Genomic DNA, 18,653 nt, shown 5'->3' on the forward strand with positions numbered 1-18,653 from the left:
AATGAGTGTCCCCAGCCAAGAACCTGTACGCATCGATGGTGCCCGTCACGTCAGCGAAGACCTTAGTGATGTGCAGTGCTGGGAGAGGCTGCAGTTGCATGACACAGGGCGAGTAGGTTTCGTCCACCACGGCAGGGTGATGATCTTGCCTGTCAACTACCTGGTTCACGATCACGCCATTTACTTCCGCACATCGCTGGAAGGGATAATTGGGGGGCCGGTGGCCCGAATGCAAACATCTTTCCAAATCGACGATGCCAGGGCTGATCGAAGCGAAGGGTGGTCGGTGTTGGTCAGCGGATCCTCGTCCCATGTGGTAGACCGGGAGCTACTCACGCGCCTTTGGGGCAATATGACGGCAGAACCATGGGCTGGTGGGGACAGAGGCCTCTTCATCTGTATCCAGCCCGCCATCATGACAGGCAAGCACGTATATCTCGCCTAGCTGACACCGAAAAGTGCGGGCTTGACCGGGGATCCGGTAAGCCCGCACTTTTCGTGACCCCGGTCTGGGGTGCAGCGGTTGCTTTCAGTCGGAGTGCTTGACTGCGCTGATCCTGGTAATGATCGTGGGACAGGGCAATTTGGTGAGAACTGCGTGCGCTGTGGAACCCAACAAGAGGCGTTTGAAGCTGCCTCGTCCGCGGCTTCCGACCACAAGCAACTGTGCTGTGGCCCCGGCCGCGAGCAATGCTTCGGCGGGCCGTGTGTGCGTGTCCAGAACCTGGTGCACCACCAAATCAGGGTACTTGTCTGCCAATCCGGCGACAGTCTCGGCCAAGACCACGCGCTCCTCTTCCGTGATGACCTCGAAGTAGTTGGTGTGGGGTACGCCGCGGGTTACCCATGGTTCTGGTGTGAGGAAAGCATGGAGGACAGTCAGCTCTTGGCCCTGGCGGTCGGCCTCTGCCGCGGCAAACGCGACGGCCTGTGTGGCCTCTTCAGAACCATCCACGCCAACTACGATCCCTTTGCGGTGTGTCATGTCGTGCTCACCAATAACTGCTACGGGACAACGCGCAACGGCGGCAACCTGTAAAGCGCGATCTGTCAGGGAACCGCCAGCCCAACCATGGCCGGAACCAATGACTACCATGGCGGCCTTTTTGGACCTCTTGCCCAAAGCGTAGCCGGCCCCACCAGAGACGAGGTCCGTGGTGATATTGACGGTGGGTTCCATCTTGGCGGCCCGGTCCTTCGCGGCAGCAAGGAAGTTGATGCCGGATTCCCGGATCCACTCGTTGTACCCCACAGCGTCGTACACCCAACGGTCATCGACTGCATGCACGAGCTGTACCGGCTGCTTCAAGACGGCTGCCCGGTGCATGGCCCACCCCATGGCGGCCTCGCTGCTGGGGGAATCGTTGACACCGACGACAATTGCTTCATTCATGGCTGGGCCTGTTCTTCGTTGATGGGTTCCCGGACGTCGGCCGGGGTCTTGTTGCCAGTTTGTACCGGGTTCACGAGGGCCGGTTAGGGCCGGAAGTCCTTATTCCGGGTTGGCGATGGAAATGGTCTCTGTGTACTCCGGGACACGTGCCTTCCAACCCAATTCATGCTTTATCCGGAGGCGCAGAGCATCAGAGGCTTCCGGCTCGCCATGGGTGATGTATGTCATTCCCGGTGCCTGGGGTGCTGAACGCATCCACCGGATAATGGCGTCCGAGTCGGCGTGGGCGCTGAATCCTTCGAGTTGGACCACCTCTGCCCGGATGCGGATGTCCTGCCCGTAGACCCTAAGCTCTCGTGACCCGGCAGCCAGTGCAGCGCCCCTGGTGCCGGCAGCCTGGTAACCACTGAGGACGATCGCGTTGTTTGGATCGTTGCCGTAGGCCGCAAGGTGATGAAGTATGCGTCCTCCGGTCAGCATGCCGCTGGCGGAGATGATGATCATGGGACCACCTCTGAGGTTGAGGAGCTTGGAGTCGTCCGCCGTTCGGGTCATGGTCGCTACGTGGTACATGTCCTGGAATTCTTCCGGGCGCAGGCGGTGTTCGTCCGGGTGCTGCTGGTACATGTAGGAGGCATCGATTGCCATGGGACTATTGAGATAGATGGGAATCTCGGGAATGAGGCCTTTTCGGCGAAGCCGCGCCAACTGAAGCATGAGTGTCTCCGCCCGGCCAACGGCAAATGCCGCGATCAGTATGACCCCGCTGCGCTTCGCCACTCGGGAAACCACCTCGCCGAGTTCCATCTCGGAGCTACCGGCTGGGTGGGTCCTGTTGCCATAGGTAGACTCCGTGACAAGCACGTCAACGGAATCCAGCTCCCTGGGTGGGTACATCAGGGGGTCGTCGTCGCGGCCCAGGTCGCCGGTGAAATGGACTGTGCTTCCGCCTACCCGGATCTGAAGCTGGGCTGCTCCCAGAATGTGGCCGGCCGGTACGAACGTGGCCTCGACGCCCCTGCCGAGGTCCAAGGACTCGTCGAATTCAACGGGGCGGAAACTATTGAGTGACTGCACTGCCTCCGCCGCGGTATACAAGGGCAGGGCGGGGGTGTGGATGGACGATCCACGATGGTCGGCGTAACGTGCCTCTTCTTCCTGCAGGTGTCCACTGTCGGGCAACAGAAGCTTGCACAGCTCATTTGTCCCATGAGTGGTGTAAACGGGACCCACGAAACCATCCCTCACCAGCCTGGGAACATAGCCAGTATGGTCCAAATGGGCATGCGTCAGAAGGACAGCATCAATGGATGCAGGGGAGACAGGAAAAGGCTGCCTATTGCGTAAACGGAGGCGTTTGTAGCCTTGGAACAGCCCGCAGTCGACCAGGATTCGTGTTCCGTGGAAGTCCACAAGGTAGCGGGAGCCAGTTACGGTATCCGTGGCGCCAAGAAACTGCAGCGTTGCGGGATTTTTGGTGGCCATGACGATGCTCCATCCTTAAGGCAGGGTACGGCTCCACGGGTGAACCAAGGCCCTGCCGTTGGCGCCGCGCGGTGGCGCGGCGCCAATGGGTGATTTGGTGGTTATGGCGTAGACGCCACATGGTGGTGCCTGTATTCCTCAGTGCTTGGCTTGATCGCCAGAGCGGTCACCACCAAGGCCACCGCACCTGGGATCCAGGCACTCCATGCCGCGCCGGTCGCTGAGGTGAAGCCGCCCAACCAAGGAGCCAGGAGGAGGGCTACTGCCACGATTGCCTGCGCCCACTCAGCAGCGGGCATTCCGGGCATCGCCAGGTTAACCGCTCCACCAATGACCAGTAAGAGGCCCAACGTGACCATGATCGCCGTCGACGACCCGGTTTGTGTGGTCCACAGAACAGACAGAGCTGCATATGCGCCGGCAGCGATCACGGTGTAGTCCTGCCAACGCGTCCATTTCTTCATGGGGATCGATACTCCTTCATTTTGTTCGATGCCGGGGCCGCCCACCTTCTGCGAGCGGTTCGGGTCTCCCGTTCTTCCAGCGTCGGTAAAAAGGCGCGTTCTCAACAGGGCCTAAAGTCACACGCGCCGGCAGGGTCCTTGGGCCCTTGTGGGCAGGGCAGGCAGTCGGCAAGAATTTGGCAGAGCCGCCTACACAAAGCTCTCGATATTGCGGCCATCGGCCGCCAGACAGGAGAATCATGGATCGCCCAGAAACAGCCGGTCAAGCCACCGGCGTTTCCCCCGGAGAGCCAATCCGCGTTTTCATCCTCGACGACCATGAGTTGGTTCGCAGAGGCCTCCAGGAACTCTTGGAAGGCGAAGGTTTCGTGGTTGTCGGCATGTCTGGTTCGGCGGAAGAAGCGACGCGCCGGATTCCGGCATTGCGTCCCGATGTCGCTGTTCTGGACGCACGGTTGCCCGACGGCACCGGAATCGAGGTGTGCCGGGACGTTCGCTCCGTGGACCCTGGACTGCATTGCCTGATCTTGACCAGTTACGACGACGAACAAGCCCTCCGCGCCGCTGTTCTTGCCGGGGCTGCAGGCTACGTCCTGAAGGAAATCGGGGGCACAGACCTGCTGGGCGCCTTACGCAAAGCTGCCCACGGCGAGTCGTTGTTCGACGAAGCCGTCAAGACGAGAATCGTCCAGGGCCTCACGACGCCGAAGAGGCAGGATCCCAGGACAGCTTCCCTCACGCCGCAAGAGCGCCGTGTCCTTGAATATGTTGGTCAAGGAATGACCAATCGCCAGATCGGCGAGGAAATGCTCCTGGCAGAGAAGACGGTGAAGAACTACGTCTCGTCCCTGCTGGCCAAACTAGGGTTTGAACGCCGAACCCAGGCGGCGGTGTTCATGGCTCAAGCACCTGGAGAGGATGCCGGTTCCCTGCGCTAAAGGATCAGCTCAGCGGCACAGACCACGTCATCGATGTCCCCTTTCCAGGCCCGCTGGCGATGGTACTGGTGCCGTTCATCTCCTTTGCACGCAGAGCTATGTTGGCCAGACCGTTTCCCGGGGCAGGATCGACAAACCCACATCCGTCATCCACCATTTCCAAGGTCAGCCGTCCTTCGGCCACTGATACTGAAACGTTGATGGATCGAGCTCCTGAGTGGCGCACGGCATTGCTGAGGCCTTCAGATACGACAGCCAGCAGGTGTTTAATGATGGCTTCGTCATCTACCGAGTCAACGGCACCAGCCAGCGTCAGATGTGGCGCGTACGGCAGGGACTTGGCGCCGGCCTGGATCGACTGGAGGATGCGGCCGCTCAACGACTCCCGCTCACGGGTACTGGCCTGCAGCGAATAGATGGTGTTGCGGAGATCGCGGATACTTGTGTCCAGCTCTTCGGTCACTGAGTCGATCTTGCTCAAGGCAGCCTCGCCAGTTGTGAAACGCCTTAGGCTTTGGACGCTCAGGCCAGCTGCAAACAGCCGTTGTATGACCAGGTCATGGAGATCCCGTGCGATTCTGTCCCTGTCGGAGAACACCACCACTTGTTCCCGGAGCCGGTGAATCCGTTCCAGCGCCAGCGCGAGGGCCACATGGGAACCGAAGACTGCCCCCATCTCCACATCGGTCTTTGAAAAATTGCCTGTACCGGGATCGCGGGCAAGGACCAGCAGACCGTGATGGGCTCCTTGGGCGCTGAGGTCGATGATCAGCAGCCGGGCCGGCGCCCCTTCGACGGCGAGGCCGAGGAGATCCTTGGAGTCATCAAGGCAAGTGGCCTTCCCGGTGCTTGCGACGCCCTGCACTTCCGTGGCTTTCATCGCCAAAGACGCGCCAGCGAATTCAGCGCCACGGGCTCCAGCCGTGCCCGCCACTACATAGGGCTCATGAGGAGACGGAACCAGGATCAGGGCCAGGTGGGAACCCGACTCCCTGAGGGCTCTCGCTGCGATCAGGTCCAGTGCCGAGTCTTCTCCCTTCCCCAGCTGGTCGGCGCCTAGCATTCTTCCAGTAACGTCCATGCAGGCTTCAAGCCAAGAGGCGCGGCGGCGGGCATCCTCATAGAGCCGGGCATTCTCGATCGCCACGCCGGCCGCCGCGGCCAACGCCACGGCCAAGTCCTCATCCTCCGGCGTAAAATCTCCGCCGCCTTCTTTTTCGGTCAGGTAGAGATTCCCGAACACCACATCCCTTACCCGCACCGGGACTCCGAGGAACGACTTCATGGGAGGGTGGTGCTCCGGGAATCCGTGGGCTTTCGGATGGTGGCCGAGGTCGTGGAGACGCAGCGGCGCCGGCTCTGTGATGAGCAGCCCGAGGACACCGTGTCCAGTAGGGAGTGGGCCGATGCGTCGGGCGAGCTCGTCGTCTATACCTACCGTGATGAAATGACTGAGAGCGTTGTCCTCCCCGATGACACCCAAGGCACCATAGCGCGCCTGAAGCAGCCGACATGCCGAGGTCACCACGCGGTCCAGCACCGCTTCCAGGCTCAGGTCTTCGGCCACTGCCACAACCGCTTCGAGTAAACCCCGTGTTCTTTCCTGCGCCTGGAGAAGCTCGCCAGCGCGGCCTACGAAGTCCTTCAGGAGGTCCTCAATCCGGATCCGCGGCACAATGTTGGGCTGGGGCTCAGGTGCTTCTGAGTCGTTCACCAGTTCCTTTCGAAGAATGCCGGAATTCCTGTGGGGACCGGACGGCGCCCTGTTGCCAGACTACTCTGGTGCCTGCGCGGCAGCCATGGACATTGTGCATGTGGGCCTTTGTGCCCTGTTGTCCCCGCGCAGCCGGACCTACGGTCTAACCATGACGAACAAACCCACGGTTCCGGAAGCCGAGATCCTGGACAACAACCAGTGTTGGGAACTGTTGCGCAGCGTCTCGGTGGGCCGCCTCGCAGTTTGGGCGAAGGACCATCCGGACATCTTTCCCATCAATTACAAGGCTGACCACGGCACACTGGTCTTCCGCACAGGCGAGGGGAGTAAGCTGCACGCCGCCCTCAGCGCCACACCGGTAGCGCTGGAAGCTGATGGAGTAGACCAGAATTCGGGCGTCGCTTGGAGCGTAGTAGTCAAGGGACAAGCAGAGAGCATCAAGCTGACCGAGGAAGTGCTGGACACTGTCGGTCTGCTGCTCTTCCCGTGGCAGGCAGGGCGGAAGGATCATTTTGTCCGGATCGTTCCCACTTCGTTGTCCGGGCGGCGTTTCAAAGTGACACCCCCACTGACGTGGTGGAGTCCGCTCGACGACGCCACCAGGGCAGGTTTGGAATGAAAACAAAGCCAAGTGCCGCCGTCGAACGTCTGGCACCGGACGAATGCTGGGACCTGTTGGCGCAAACCAATGTTGGCCGCCTGGCCGTCCTGGTGGACGGACATCCCGATATCTTTCCAGTGAACTATGTGCTGGACGGTGACAGCATCGTGTTCCGAACCGGGGCGGGCACCAAGTTCTGGAGCACACTGACAACCCCCTGCGCCCTGGAAAGCGATGGCTACGGGACCTTCAGCGGAAAGGCATGGAGTGTGGTTGTCCGAGGGCAAACGCACCTGATACTCGACCGGAAGGAAAGAGCCGACGTCGACTCCCTGGGACTGGATCCTTGGCAACCGGGCGCCAAGGACTGCTACCTGAGGCTAACTCCGAATGCCGTCACCGGACGGCGGTTCACAACCACCAGGCCAGATCTCTGGGGAACGCCCTTGAATGACGCCCGCCTGGGCGAATTCCAGTAACACCCGCGCCCGGTGTTTCAGCCAGGCACAACACGGACGGATCAACACTATGAAGGCACTCGTCTACGGTGGCCCGGGCCAAAAATCCTGGACGGACGTTCCGGATCCCGTCATCCTGCACCCCACAGACGCAATCGTGCGCATCGATACCACCACCATTTGCGGGACAGATCTGCACATCCTCAAAGGTGACGTCCCTGCGGTCCAGCCTGGACGCATCCTCGGGCACGAAGGGGTGGGGACCGTTACCGACGTTGGGAGTTCAGCCAGTTCACTCCGCCGGGGGGACAGAGTCATCATCTCCTGTATCAAGTCATGTGGGCATTGCGGCAATTGCAGGAAGGGCTTGTTTTCGCATTGTCTCGGTGATGAAGGACAGCCTGGAACGGGCTGGATCTTCGGCCACCTCATCGACGGTACCCAGGCCGAATCCGTTCGGGTTCCCTATGCCGAGAACTCCCTGCACAAACTGCCCCACGGCGTGACCGACGACGAAGCGGTGATGCTCTCCGACATATTGCCCACGGCCTTCGAAATCGGAGTCCAGGCCGGGCACGTGTCCCCGGGTGACGTCGTGGCCATCGTAGGGGCTGGGCCGATAGGCCTCGCGGCCATGGCAACGGCCGGTCTCCATGGTGCGGCAACGGTGGTGGCCATAGATCCAGACGAGGGCCGCCTGGCCAAGTCCCGCGAATTCGGAGCCACACACACGGTCAATCCCAGCAACCCCGAATGGATTGCGGACGTTCTCGCCCTCACTGATGGCGCCGGGGTGGACGTGGCCATGGAAGCCGTCGGAGTGCCGGAGACTTTTGACATGGCCTTGCGCTTGGTCCGCCCTGGCGGGCACGTAGCCAACATCGGAGTTCACGGAAAGCCCGTCCAACTTCCGCTCCAGGATCTGTGGATTCAAAACATCAATATCAGCATGGGACTGGTCAACACCAACACCACCCCGATGCTGCTTCGCCTGGTGGCTCAACACAAGCTCCCTGCGGACAAGTTCGCAACGCATCATTTCGGGCTTGAGCAGATCATGGATGCCTATGACACGTTCTCGCGGGCGGCGGAAACAGGGGCACTGAAGGTGGTTCTCAGCCGAAGCCCTCATGACTGAACCAGCGGACATGACACAACGTCTGCTGCACTCGGCCTTGCGATTTCCATTAGTGGCAGCAAGCCTGGTGGTGCTCGCCACCGTCGCGGTCCTGGCAGTCATCGGACTCGTGCCGGCAGCGCAAGGGCTGGCGAGCATTTTTGCCCTCAGTGTCGCCCTCTACCGGGCCGGCACCATGATCAAAGGGCTCCTGCACGGACGCTGGGGCATAGACCTCTTGGCCGTAGTGGCCATTTGCTCAACTGTTGCAGTGGGGGAATACCTGGCATCCCTGATCGTGGTGTTGATGCTGACGGGTGGCGAAGCGCTGGAACAATTTGCCCAAGGTCGCGCTACCAAAGAGCTCCGTGCACTCCTGGACCGGTCCCCACGGAACGCGCACCGGGAACGGTCTGGCCTGCCCGTGGAAGATATCCTGGTCGATGCCGTGGTCCCGGGAGACGTGCTGCTGGTCAGACCGTCAGAGTTGGTTCCGGTGGACGGTACCTTGCTGTCCGACGTCGGAATCTTTGACGAGTCAGCGCTGACGGGCGAAAGCCTGCCTGCTGAGCGAACCAAGGGTGAACTGCTGCTCAGCGGCTCGATCAACGGGGCCGATGCCGTGCGGATGAAGGCCACGGCCACCGCAGCGCATTCCCAGTACAGCCAAATAGTTGCCTTGGTTCAGGAAGCTGCCGCGAGCCGCGCGCCGACGGTACGGCTTGCCGACAAATATGCAGTGCCGTTCACCTTGGTGGCCTTGGTGCTGGCGGGCGCTGCGTGGTTCTTCAGCCAGGATCCGGGACGGTTCGCTGAGGTTCTGGTGGTAGCCACCCCGTGCCCTTTGCTGATAGCCGCACCTGTCGCATTCCTGGCGGGGACCAGCCGGGCCGCACATGCCGGCATCATCATCAAGAACGCGGGGACGCTGGAGCAACTCAGCAGGGTCAAGACCGCCGTCTTCGACAAGACCGGGACCCTCACCCAAGGCAACCCCTCCTTGGCCGGGATCCGGGTGGCCTCAGCCTCGGATCTGTCCGAAGACGCCCTGCTGCAGTTGGCCGCCTCCGCTGAGCAGTATTCCACGCACGTCCTGGCTGCTTCAGTCATCTCAGAAGCCCGAGCGCGCGGCCTGGCGCTGGTACCGGCAACGAGCGCGAGTGAACATGCAACCAACGGTGTCACGGCCGACTGCGGAAACCACCACATAGTGGTCGGAAAACCTGCTTATGTCAGTTCCCTGGTGAGCGGCTTCGACATGACGACACTGCCTGGAGGCCATCTCGGGATTTACATCGGGGTGGATGGCCGGTTTGCCGGCACTCTGATCATGAGCGATCCATTGCGCCCCAATGCGAAGGACACCCTGACGGAACTTCGAAAGCTCGGGGTCGTGGAAACGATGCTCCTGACCGGAGACGCTGCAACGACAGCCCAACACATCGCCGTGGAGGCTGGCATCAGCAACGTCATGGCCGAATGCCTGCCTGCTGACAAAGTTACTGCCGTAGCCGCGCTTCCGCTCAGGCCCGTGATGATGGTTGGCGACGGCGTCAACGACGCTCCGGTACTGGCAGCGGCCGACGTCGGCATCGCCATGGGTGCCAAAGGCGCCACTGCGGCCAGCGAGTCGGCGGACGTGGTGATTATGGTCGATGACCTCTCCAAGGCTGCGGTCGCGGTTGGCATCGGGCAGCGTACCCTTCGAATCGCGCGAACCAGCATTTGGACTGGCATACTGCTGAGCCTCGGCCTGATGGTGTTGGCCTCGCTTGGCATGATTCCGGCAGTCGCCGGGGCGCTGCTACAGGAGCTGGTGGATCTTGCCACCATTCTCAATGCCCTCAGGGCCTTGGGCCCCGGACGGTCCGCAGCATCGGTAGGATCCACGGCCGTCCACGCCGTCAGTACCGTTCCGGCTCATCACCAAGTTCAAAGTGGCGGCCGTGGACCCGGGTGGGAGTGATCTCTACGTAGGTGTATTTTCGGGTCGGGATCCACGGCTTCAAGGGCAGCTTGTCCGCCTCGTCGATCTCCGATTGCGACTCGATCACCCTGGCAGTCCCCTTAAGGACAACACTCCAGGCTTCGGCGTCGTCGATTTCCTCCACTTCGAAAGCAACCTTCTCGTTAACGGTCAGTTCAGCGAGCTTCGTCCCCGGATTTGTCCTCAACAGCAGCCGCTGGTTGTGAGCGATGAAATTCAGTGGGTAGATGTCCGGCTCGCCCAGAACGCTGACAGCCAAACGACCATGCTGGTTACGCTCCAGGACCTTCCATGAGTCGGCTTCGGATAGGACGGTTCCGGGACGTTCGTCGGTTTCCATGGTCTATGTCTCCTGCGTGGGGTGATTGGTTTCGATGTTCCCGAGCCTAAAGCTGGCTCCCTGCCGCCAACAGAGTCCAAGGTCCCGAGGGCGAAAGCAGCCATCATGACCTTCGACTCTGGTGTTGTGCGCCTAAGGGGTGGAACCTGTGAAGCATCGGATGATTTGCCCGGAGGGATACACCATGGTCCAAGGCGTTTACGTTTTGTCCGTAGCACCGGAAGCCGGGAAGTCACTTGTGGTCTTGGGCCTGGCTGACGCGCTGCATCGCAGAACAGGTCGTCTCGGCTTCTACCGGCCAATCGTGAACGGAACAGCTCCGGCCGACGACCCGCTACTCCGGATGCTTCAAAGGCTTTACAAGATGGAGCCAGCCCGCTGCAAGGGCGGAATGACCTTGGCCGATGCCCGGGCAGCACTGGCCGACGGCCGCGAAGACGAGATTGTTTCCCGGGTACTCGAGGATTTCGGGCACATCGCCGAAGAATGTGACGTTGTTGTGGTGGACGGTTCGGACCTGAGGGGACCGGACGCCGGGACTGAGTTTGAGCTGAACACGCTGCTTGCCACCAATCTTGGCCTGCCGGTCCTTGCCGTCATCGGCGCCCAAGGCCTGGGTCCCCGGGAAACCGCACAGGCTGTAGCCGACGCGTCACGGCAGCTCGCAGCAGCCAGAAGCACCGTCTTGTCCGTCGTGGTCAACCGTGCCCAGCCGGCAGACGTCGACGCAGCCCGGGAAGCGGTTGGGACCGCCACAGGAAGCCTGCCGGGCTATGTGATCCCCGAGGTTGCTGAAATATCGGCGCCCACCATGGCCGATGTGGCCATGTCATTGGCGCTCGAACGGCTCTCGGGCAGCGCAGAGCTGGACCGGGACGTGAACGGCGTGAACGTGGCTGCGATGAACGTGGAGAACTTCCTGCGGGTACTCAAGCCCGGGAACCTGGTGATTGTTCCCGGGGATCGTACTGACATTGTCATGGCTTGCATGGCCTGGGCTTTGTCCCCTGAGTTGCCCACACCGTCCGGCGTCATCCTTACAGATGGCCTGGTCCCTGACAGTTACGTGCTGCCTTTGGTGGCACATGCGCCATTTCCTGTCTTCGTTGAAACTGCGGATGCCTGCACTGCGGCTCAACGGGTGTCGCACGTCCGCAGCGAAATCCACACGGGAGAAAGCCGCAGGGTGGCCGCGGCATTGGGAATCTGGGCCCGCTCCATCGACGAAACAGAGCTTCTGGAACGCTTGGCGCTTCCTCGTCCGGCCACGATGACTCCGCTGCGCTTCCTCAATGACCTCGTGGAGCGCGCCCGCCAGCAGAAAAAGCGCATCGTTCTGGCTGAGGGCACAGATAGCCGGGTGCTGCGTGCAGCCGAGATTCTGCGTCGCCGGGACGTTTGCCACGTGACGCTTCTTGGGAACCCGTCGGCGGTCCGGGAGCTTGCCGACGCCGAGGGCATCGAGGTGGGAGGCATCACCATCATCGACCCCACCCAATCGCCATTACGTGAGCGTTTCGCGGTGGAGTATCAGCGATTACGGGCACACAAGGGCATGATCCTGGAACGGGCCAGGGAGGTCATGCTCGATGGTGCCTACTTTGGCACCATGATGGTCCACCTGGGGGAGGCCGACGGAATGGTCTCCGGTGCGGCGCACACCACGGCCAACACGATCCGGCCCGCGTTGGAGTTCATGAAGAGCCAGCATGGCAACGGACTGGTGTCCTCGGTGTTTTTCATGCTGTTTCCGGACCGCGTGCTGGTGTACGGGGATTGCGCCGTGGTGCCGGACCCCACGGACCGGCAACTGGCGGACATCGCACTCGCATCGGCAGCGACGGCGGCGCAGTTCGGCGTCGAGCCAAGGGTGGCCATGTTGTCGTACTCTACTGGCGTATCCGGCGCCGGAACGGCGGTGGACAAGGTCAGGCGTGCCACAGAACTGGTCAGGGCCGGACGGCCAGACCTTGCTGTGGACGGGCCCATTCAGTACGACGCCGCTGTGGATGCGGCTATCGCGAGTTCAAAGTTGCCATCTTCTGCTGTCGCGGGAAAAGCGACGGTCTTCATCTTCCCTGACCTGAACACAGGCAACAACACCTATAAGGCCGTGGAGCAGTCTTCCGGTGCTGTCGCCGTCGGGCCTGTTCTTCAGGGGCTCCGCAAACCCATCAACGACCTGTCCCGGGGATCGACGATCGAAGACATCATCAACACTGTCGCCATCACCGCTGTCCAAGCGCAGGAGTTGAACTAGCCCTTTTCGTCCTGAGTGACCACCAGGACGGGGCATTGCGCGTGGGCCACGCAAGCCCGGCTGACGGATCCCATGGGCTGATTGAGGAATCCGCCGGAGCCCCGCCGACCCACTACGAGCAGTTGCGCGCCGCGGCTTTCCTCGACGAGGACCTTGGCTGGTTCACCGAACTTGACCGTCACGCTTAGGTCCTCGGGGCGGTCTGCACCGAAGGCTCGTTCCAAGGCCTCATCGACCAGCCGCGTGGCGGTGTTCTCCAATTCTGTGGTGAACCGCGTCAGTTCGGGCTCGAAACGCGAAGCCATGAAGTAGTCAGACATGCCCACACAGGTGATCACCTCAAGGGGGCCTTCCAAGGCGGCTGCCATGCGACCGGCCATCTGCAAGGTGTTGGAGGAATATTCGGATCCATCGACGCCGACAACGATCCGATCAGAGCGCGATTGTGTATTCATGGGACCAGCCTGCTCTTCCACCGGGCAGCCCCACTAGGGGCGAAGGGCACGGATCCGGCAAACTGCATCACTGGGGCAGGGCGCCTCCGCGGCGCAGCCGTTTGTAGAGCCAGTCCGCTCCCAGCACGCCCGGAATCGCCAGGAGCGCAACGGCAAAGCCAGAGAGGGGAGGCGGCGCCTGCCCCAGGATGCCCGCAACGGGAGGTACGTAGAGGAACAGAGCCAAGGCCGCCAGTTCCACCCCTACCGCCCACAACAAGAGACGGTTGGTGGACCAGCCCTGCTTCCACGCAGGGGCCGTCGCACTGCGGCATGCGAACGCGGTTGCCAATTGGCCAAGGACAACTGCCGTGAAGGCAGACCCTGACGCGCCCATCAGGACTCCCGGGTCCAACGGATCTCCGCGGCTCCACCCGCTGCCAAAGAGAACCACAGAGAAGGCGCACATGGCGAACAACGCCTCCGTCGGACCCATCACCACAAACACCCTCAGCATGAGTTGCCGATCCAGGAGATGCCTCTTCTCGGGAGGCCGGCTCAACACCCGTTTACCCGGTGGCTCCGCCCCGAGGGCCAACGCGGGAAGCAGATCGGTTCCAATGTCCAACGCCAATATTTGGAGGACGCCGAGGGCCAACGGGAATTGACCACCGGAAAGTGCCCAGATAACGAAGGGCGTGAGTTCAGCGACATTGTCTGTCAGGTGATACGTGAGGAACCGGTGAATATTCGAATACGTGGCCCGGCCCTGTTCTATGGCGGCGACGATGGTGGCGAAATGGTCGTCCAGGAGCACAAGGTCTGCGGCCTCACGGGCTACATCGGTTCCGCTGAGCCCCATGGCCACCCCGATATCAGCTTGTCGTAAAGCGGGACCGTCGTTGACGCCGTCGCCAGTCATGGCAACAACGTGGCCGCGGCTCTGCAAGGCTTTTGCCACTCTGAGTTTCTGTTCGGGGGATACCCGGCTCACCACCACTCCATCGCGGTCCAGGAGGGCTCCGAGGACTTGCTCATCGTGGGGGAGGTCCGCGCCTTGAAAGACCAGGTCCGGGTGCCCCAGCAGCCCGATTTCCCGTGCAATTGCCGCTGCTGTGGAGGGGTGGTCGCCGGTGATCATCGCAATGCGGATTCCCGCACCCCTGGCGGTTTTGATGACATCAGCCACGTCCGGCCGGGGTGGGTCATGGAGGCCAATGAGGCCTATTCCTTCGAGATTCCGCTCAGCCTCGTCCGCGGGCCGGTTGCGCCAACTGCCGGCTGCTCCAGGCAGTTCCCTCGTGGCGACGGCAATGACGCGCAGGCCTTTGGCAGCCATGGTTTCTACTTCTTGGGACATATGAGCGGCTTCGGCTCCACAGAGGGGGAGGACGGATTCCGGGGCTCCCTTCAAGTAGAGGGTATTGCCCACGATCACCGATTCTCTTCGACGGTCGGCGTCGAAGGCGAACCGTACCGAGGGCTTGAGATCCTCTGGCTCACTCCCCACAACGCGTCGTGCCAAAGTGTCGATCGCTGCCTCCATGGGATCCCCGTTTGCCACCCATTCATCGCCGTGAAGCACTGCGCGTCCCTGCGAAGCGGCCCGAGCTGCACAAGCCACCCGGATCGCGTCCGGCAGTCCTGGACCTTCCACCAGGGCTTTGGGCTCGTAGCCCTCACCTCTGATGTATAGCGGCCCCTCCAAAGTGAAGACCTCGACGGCGTTCATCCGGTTTTGCGTCAACGTTCCGGTCTTGTCGGTGCAAATGAAGGTAGTGGAACCCAATGTCTCCACCGCTTCGAGGTTGCGGACGAGTGCGTTCCGGGAAGCCATCCGCTGCGCGCCCATGGCCAGCGACAGGGTCACAGTGGGCAGTAGGCCCTCGGGAATAAGCGCAACCGCAACCCCAATGGCAAAGAGAAAGGAATCACGCCACACAATTCCGACGAGGAGCGAGACCACGAAGAACAGCCCCGCGACGGCGAGCGCCACTGTGGCCACCAGGCGTACTATTCTGCGCAGCTCCATGGTCAAAGGAGTTGGCGGAGATGTGGTGCCGCTGGTCAGCGCTGCGATGGCAGCCAGCTTGGTGTTGGCCCCGGTGGCTGTTACCAGCCCTTCCGCTTCGCCATTGACCAGGAACGTGCCGCCCCACGCTGTGTCCGTCGCGGATTTGGGTACGGCCTCGCTCTCACCGGTGAGCATGGATTCATCCACACTGCATGCTGACGTCGAGACGAATTGCACGTCTGCCGGCAACCTGTCGCCTGCGGTCAGGACCACCACGTCTCCGGGTACCAAAGCACTTGCATGCACGCTCTGAAGCCGCCCATCCCGCCGGACAGTGACGTCGGCCGGGAGCAGTCCTTGTAATCGTTCGGCAGCGTGTTGGGCGCGTTCTTGTTGAATGTGGGCGAAAACGCCGTTGACGATCACCACGATGATGATTGCTATGCCCAGTTGTGGCATCCCTGCCACGTAGGCGAGTCCTGCTGCGACCCACAGCATCAGGGCAAAGAAGTGCGTCAGTTCACCCAGCAGCTTCCGCCATTGGGGGACCTTCTTGGCGGTGGGCAGTATGTTTGGTCCGGCGCTTTGCAGCAATTCGCTGGCGACACGCGAAGTCAGGCCCTTGGCGCCCGGGGTCTCGGACAGCGAGGCCGGAGGTGTGTTCCCGATGGACATCTTCTCTCCAATGTGGGATGCCTGTTCGATGAAAGACTCCACCGGGGAACTGCCCGCGTCTAGGGCCGAAGGGCACGGTTGAGGGAAGGACCTTCTGCCCTATATGTGCGTAGCCGGAAGGGATAGGCTCGGGCCATGGAGAACACATCGACGGATCAGGACACCAAGGAACTCAGCGTCCACGACTGCTGGAAGTACCTTCAATCGGTGTCCATTGGCAGGATCGCCCTCGTTCACGGTGACGTACCGGAGATCTTCCCGGTGAACTTCGTCCCGAACTACGGAACTGTTCTCTTAAGGACCGGACCGGGGACCAAACTCGATGCCCTTCGTGAAGGAGCGGTCATTGCCTTGGAAGCCGATGGCTTCAACCGATACGGAACCGTCGCGTGGAGCGTCATCCTCAAGGGGAGCCCGGAATTCGTCACGCAGCCCGAAGACATCCAGGAGGCGGTGGAGGCTGGCTTGTCCCCTTGGCAGCCCGGCGCCAAGGATGTCTTGGTCAGGGTTACGCCCACGGAGATCAGCGGTCGCCGGTTCGTCATCAGCCCGCCGTCCAAGTGGTGGCCGCCGCTGGATCCATCCGCTGCTGAGCGAGACGCTTCTGAAGGGGTCGACGCCGGAACTCAGTAGGTGCCGCCCGCCACGTCCCGGTGGGGTCGGGTGAGGATGGTGGGGCACTGCACGTGCAGGAGCACATGCTGGGCAACGGATCCCAGCAGCACGCTCAGACCTCCCCGGCCCTTGCAGCCCATGACCAGCAGCTGCGCTTCTCTGGCCGCAACTATCAGTGCTTCTCCGGGGCCACAGCTCGTATCCAGTACTTCCTTCACGACGACGGCCGGGAACTTCTGGTTGACCCGCTGAACAGCCGAGCTGAGGACATTCCCGTCGTCGACAAGACGGGCCTCCGGACCTGTTGCGTGAACAATGATCAATTCATCATCCAAACGTTGAGCCTCCCTGGCCGCTTGGTCCAGGGCATCGAGTGACTCAGCGGAGCCGTCAACGCCAACCACAACGCCGGAACGCTGTTGGGGTGCCGGCCCCGGGACAACGGCGACATCGCACTTGCTGGTCACAGCAACCTGGAAACTGACCGAGCCGTATCCCTGCCCTTCAGTCCCGGGTCCGCGGTCCGTGCCCACCACCACCATCGAGCAGGCCGGTGACAAGTCCGCGATTGTTTCGGCAGGTTCGCCGGACAGTCGTTTCGTATCAATGGGCAGCGTTGGAAAGGCTACAGCCAAGCGTCCTGCTTCGCTGTTAAGCAGATCATCAGCCCGCCTCACCGCCAGTTGATGATCATTCTGCTGGGGATAGGCCCACTCGCCCGGCACAACATGCACGATGGTCAGGCCAAGGCCAAGGGAGCTGGCGCAGGCAGCGGCCCAGTCGGCAACATGCCCGCTCCACCGGGAACCGTCAAGGGCAACCAGGATCTGTTTCTTCACGAACCGACGTCCCTTCGGAGTGCCAACTGTGGTGGACTCCACTATCGGTGGGACAAGCCGCCGTCGCAAGGGCCGGAAGGCCCTCCCACTGAGCGGCCCGGTGCGTTAGGGTCCACAGCAGAGCCATCGATCGTAGCTTGCCCACGGAAGTGAGAGGAGATCATGCGTGTCCTTGTGCTGAACCCCGGTTCCTCATCGTTGAAGTACCACCTCCGTGACACAGCAGTTACCCACCCGGCTGCCGGCATCCTTGCCTCCGGACAGTTGAACTGGCCACCGGAAGACCGCTCCACACCCGGCAGTCTGCATGCTGCCTTTGAAAAGATCGTTCAAAACATGAAGAGGCTCGGATCGGTGCACCCGGAGGCGATTGGACACCGCGTCGTCCACGGAGGCCAGCGGTTCAGCACCCCGGTGCGTGTCATGGCGGATGTGACAGACGCCATTGAAGAACTAAGTCCCTTGGCACCCCTCCACAACCCGGCCAGTGTCGCCTGCATTAATGCCGCCGCCGAACGGTGGCCCGGCCTCCCGCAAGTGGCCGTCTTTGACACGGCGTTCCACCGTTCCATCCCGGACTTCGCCGCCCGTTACGCCATTCCGGAGGACGCCTACCGGTCCTATCCAGTGCGGCGCTACGGCTTCCACGGAATCTCGGTTGAGATGGCCTGCCGTGACACAGCACAGTTTCTTGGGATTTCGGTTTTGTCTCTGAATGCGGTGGTCGCCCACATCGGCAACGGTGCGTCCGTCACTGCAGTGAGCAGTGGCAAGAGCGTGGATACTTCCATGGGAATGACCCCATTGGAGGGACTCGTCATGGGTACACGCTCGGGAGACCTGGACCCTTCGATTGTCTTGTTGCTGCAGCGCGGCGGTGCGACTGCCGAAGAAATTGATGACTTGCTCAACCACCGCTCGGGCTTGTTGGCGCTTGCCGGAACCGCCGACATGCGTGAAATTGGCGCCGCTGCCATCCAAGGGGAACCTGCTGCGATCCTCGCATTGGACGTGGCTGCCTACCGTCTCGCCAAGTACATCGCGGCCTACTCCATGGTGGTCGGCCGGCCTGACGCTCTGGTCTTTACCGGCGGCGTGGGTGAGAACTCTGCGCTGTTCAGGGACAAGGTGGTCGCCTGGCTGGGACCACTGGCGCTCAGCCTTGATGAGGAGCTGAACATGGCCGTCCAGGAAGGCCTCCGCAAGATCAGCACCAAGGACTCCGCATTCCCGGTGCTCGTAGTACCAAGTGACGAAGAACGCGCCATTGCAGAATCGACGGCGGCTTTGCTCGCTGCCCCTACGGAAGGTTGACC

At 61.7% G+C, this 18,653-nt stretch carries 17 protein-coding genes; 9 read left to right on the top strand and 8 right to left on the bottom strand.

Going from position 1 to position 18,653, the window contains the following annotated elements; all coding sequences use genetic code 11:
• Position 1: 1 nt before the first annotated feature.
• Positions 2-445 carry a pyridoxamine 5'-phosphate oxidase family protein gene (locus IEY62_RS10050; protein WP_189016852.1) on the top strand — a complete coding sequence of 148 codons (444 nt, stop codon included), beginning with the start codon at positions 2-4 and terminating at the stop codon, positions 443-445.
• Between the two features lie 84 nt (positions 446-529).
• Here IEY62_RS10050 and IEY62_RS10055 read toward each other — a convergent pair whose 3' ends face one another.
• From IEY62_RS10055 to IEY62_RS10065, 3 genes are all read right to left on the bottom strand, one after another.
• Entirely contained in the window at positions 530-1,393 is an 864-nt protein-coding gene (locus tag IEY62_RS10055; RefSeq protein ID WP_189016855.1) for a universal stress protein, read from the bottom strand.
• Positions 1,394-1,492: 99 nt separating this feature from the next.
• The gene (locus IEY62_RS10060; protein ID WP_189016858.1) at positions 1,493-2,878 is read right to left on the bottom strand and encodes an MBL fold metallo-hydrolase RNA specificity domain-containing protein; all 1,386 of its coding nucleotides are present in this window, start codon (positions 2,876-2,878) and stop codon (positions 1,493-1,495) included.
• Positions 2,879-2,979: 101 nt separating this feature from the next.
• Positions 2,980-3,342, bottom strand: a complete 363-nt coding sequence (locus IEY62_RS10065; RefSeq protein WP_189016861.1) for an SPW repeat domain-containing protein — start codon at positions 3,340-3,342, stop codon at positions 2,980-2,982.
• A gap of 239 nt (positions 3,343-3,581) precedes the next feature.
• Here IEY62_RS10065 and IEY62_RS10070 point away from each other — a divergent pair, with 239 nt between their 5' ends.
• On the top strand, positions 3,582-4,280 hold the full coding sequence (locus tag IEY62_RS10070) for a response regulator (protein WP_189016864.1): 699 nt from the start codon (positions 3,582-3,584) through the stop codon (positions 4,278-4,280).
• Positions 4,281-4,284: 4 nt separating this feature from the next.
• Here the strand turns inward: IEY62_RS10070 and IEY62_RS10075 are convergent, their stop codons facing one another.
• Positions 4,285-5,994, bottom strand: a complete 1,710-nt coding sequence (locus IEY62_RS10075) for a sensor histidine kinase (RefSeq protein ID WP_189016867.1) — start codon at positions 5,992-5,994, stop codon at positions 4,285-4,287.
• Positions 5,995-6,145: 151 nt separating this feature from the next.
• On the opposite strand from IEY62_RS10075, the gene IEY62_RS10080 reads away from it, so the two are divergent.
• Genes IEY62_RS10080 through IEY62_RS10095 form a run of 4 tightly spaced genes read left to right on the top strand, consistent with a single transcriptional unit; the run spans position 6,146 to position 10,139 of the window.
• Positions 6,146-6,616, top strand: coding sequence for a pyridoxamine 5'-phosphate oxidase family protein (locus IEY62_RS10080; RefSeq protein WP_189016871.1), 471 nt, complete (start codon positions 6,146-6,148; stop codon positions 6,614-6,616).
• Complete coding sequence (locus tag IEY62_RS10085; protein ID WP_189016874.1) at positions 6,613-7,077, top strand: pyridoxamine 5'-phosphate oxidase family protein; 465 nt, start codon at positions 6,613-6,615, stop codon at positions 7,075-7,077. The genes IEY62_RS10080 and IEY62_RS10085 overlap by 4 nt, the downstream gene beginning before the upstream one ends.
• Before the next feature lie 49 nt (positions 7,078-7,126).
• A complete protein-coding gene (locus IEY62_RS10090; protein ID WP_189016877.1) occupies positions 7,127-8,194 on the top strand; it encodes a zinc-dependent alcohol dehydrogenase family protein in 1,068 nt (355 codons plus the stop codon).
• A complete protein-coding gene (locus tag IEY62_RS10095) occupies positions 8,187-10,139 on the top strand; it encodes a heavy metal translocating P-type ATPase (protein ID WP_229785192.1) in 1,953 nt (650 codons plus the stop codon). The genes IEY62_RS10090 and IEY62_RS10095 overlap by 8 nt, the downstream gene beginning before the upstream one ends.
• On the opposite strand, the gene IEY62_RS10100 is transcribed toward IEY62_RS10095, so the two are convergent.
• Positions 10,078-10,500 (bottom strand): pyridoxamine 5'-phosphate oxidase family protein, encoded by a 423-nt coding sequence (locus IEY62_RS10100; RefSeq protein WP_189016882.1) that lies wholly within the window; start codon positions 10,498-10,500, stop codon positions 10,078-10,080. The genes IEY62_RS10095 and IEY62_RS10100 overlap by 62 nt on opposite strands.
• 184 nt (positions 10,501-10,684) lie before the next feature.
• Between IEY62_RS10100 and pta the strand changes: the two genes are divergently transcribed.
• Entirely contained in the window at positions 10,685-12,760 is a 2,076-nt protein-coding gene (gene pta / locus IEY62_RS10105; protein ID WP_189016885.1) for a phosphate acetyltransferase, read from the top strand.
• Here pta and IEY62_RS10110 read toward each other — a convergent pair.
• Positions 12,757-13,215: a universal stress protein gene (locus tag IEY62_RS10110; protein ID WP_189016888.1), complete on the bottom strand. Its 459-nt coding sequence runs from the start codon at positions 13,213-13,215 to the stop codon at positions 12,757-12,759. The two genes, pta and IEY62_RS10110, sit on opposite strands and share 4 nt — an antisense overlap.
• Positions 13,216-13,282: 67 nt before the next feature.
• Positions 13,283-15,883, bottom strand: a complete 2,601-nt coding sequence (locus tag IEY62_RS10115; RefSeq protein WP_189016891.1) for a cation-translocating P-type ATPase — start codon at positions 15,881-15,883, stop codon at positions 13,283-13,285.
• A gap of 135 nt (positions 15,884-16,018) precedes the next feature.
• Between IEY62_RS10115 and IEY62_RS10120 the strand changes: the two genes are divergently transcribed.
• Positions 16,019-16,516: a pyridoxamine 5'-phosphate oxidase family protein gene (locus tag IEY62_RS10120; protein WP_189016894.1), complete on the top strand. Its 498-nt coding sequence runs from the start codon at positions 16,019-16,021 to the stop codon at positions 16,514-16,516.
• On the opposite strand, the gene IEY62_RS10125 is transcribed toward IEY62_RS10120, so the two are convergent.
• Entirely contained in the window at positions 16,510-17,337 is an 828-nt protein-coding gene (locus tag IEY62_RS10125) for a universal stress protein (RefSeq protein WP_189016897.1), read from the bottom strand. The genes IEY62_RS10120 and IEY62_RS10125 overlap by 7 nt on opposite strands.
• Positions 17,338-17,499: 162 nt before the next feature.
• Here IEY62_RS10125 and IEY62_RS10130 point away from each other — a divergent pair, with 162 nt between their 5' ends.
• Positions 17,500-18,651 (top strand): acetate/propionate family kinase, encoded by a 1,152-nt coding sequence (locus tag IEY62_RS10130; protein ID WP_189016900.1) that lies wholly within the window; start codon positions 17,500-17,502, stop codon positions 18,649-18,651.
• Positions 18,652-18,653: the final 2 nt, after the last annotated feature.

The organism is Paenarthrobacter histidinolovorans (assembly GCF_014647595.1).
Taxonomy (GTDB): Bacteria; Actinomycetota; Actinomycetes; order Actinomycetales; family Micrococcaceae; genus Arthrobacter; species Arthrobacter histidinolovorans.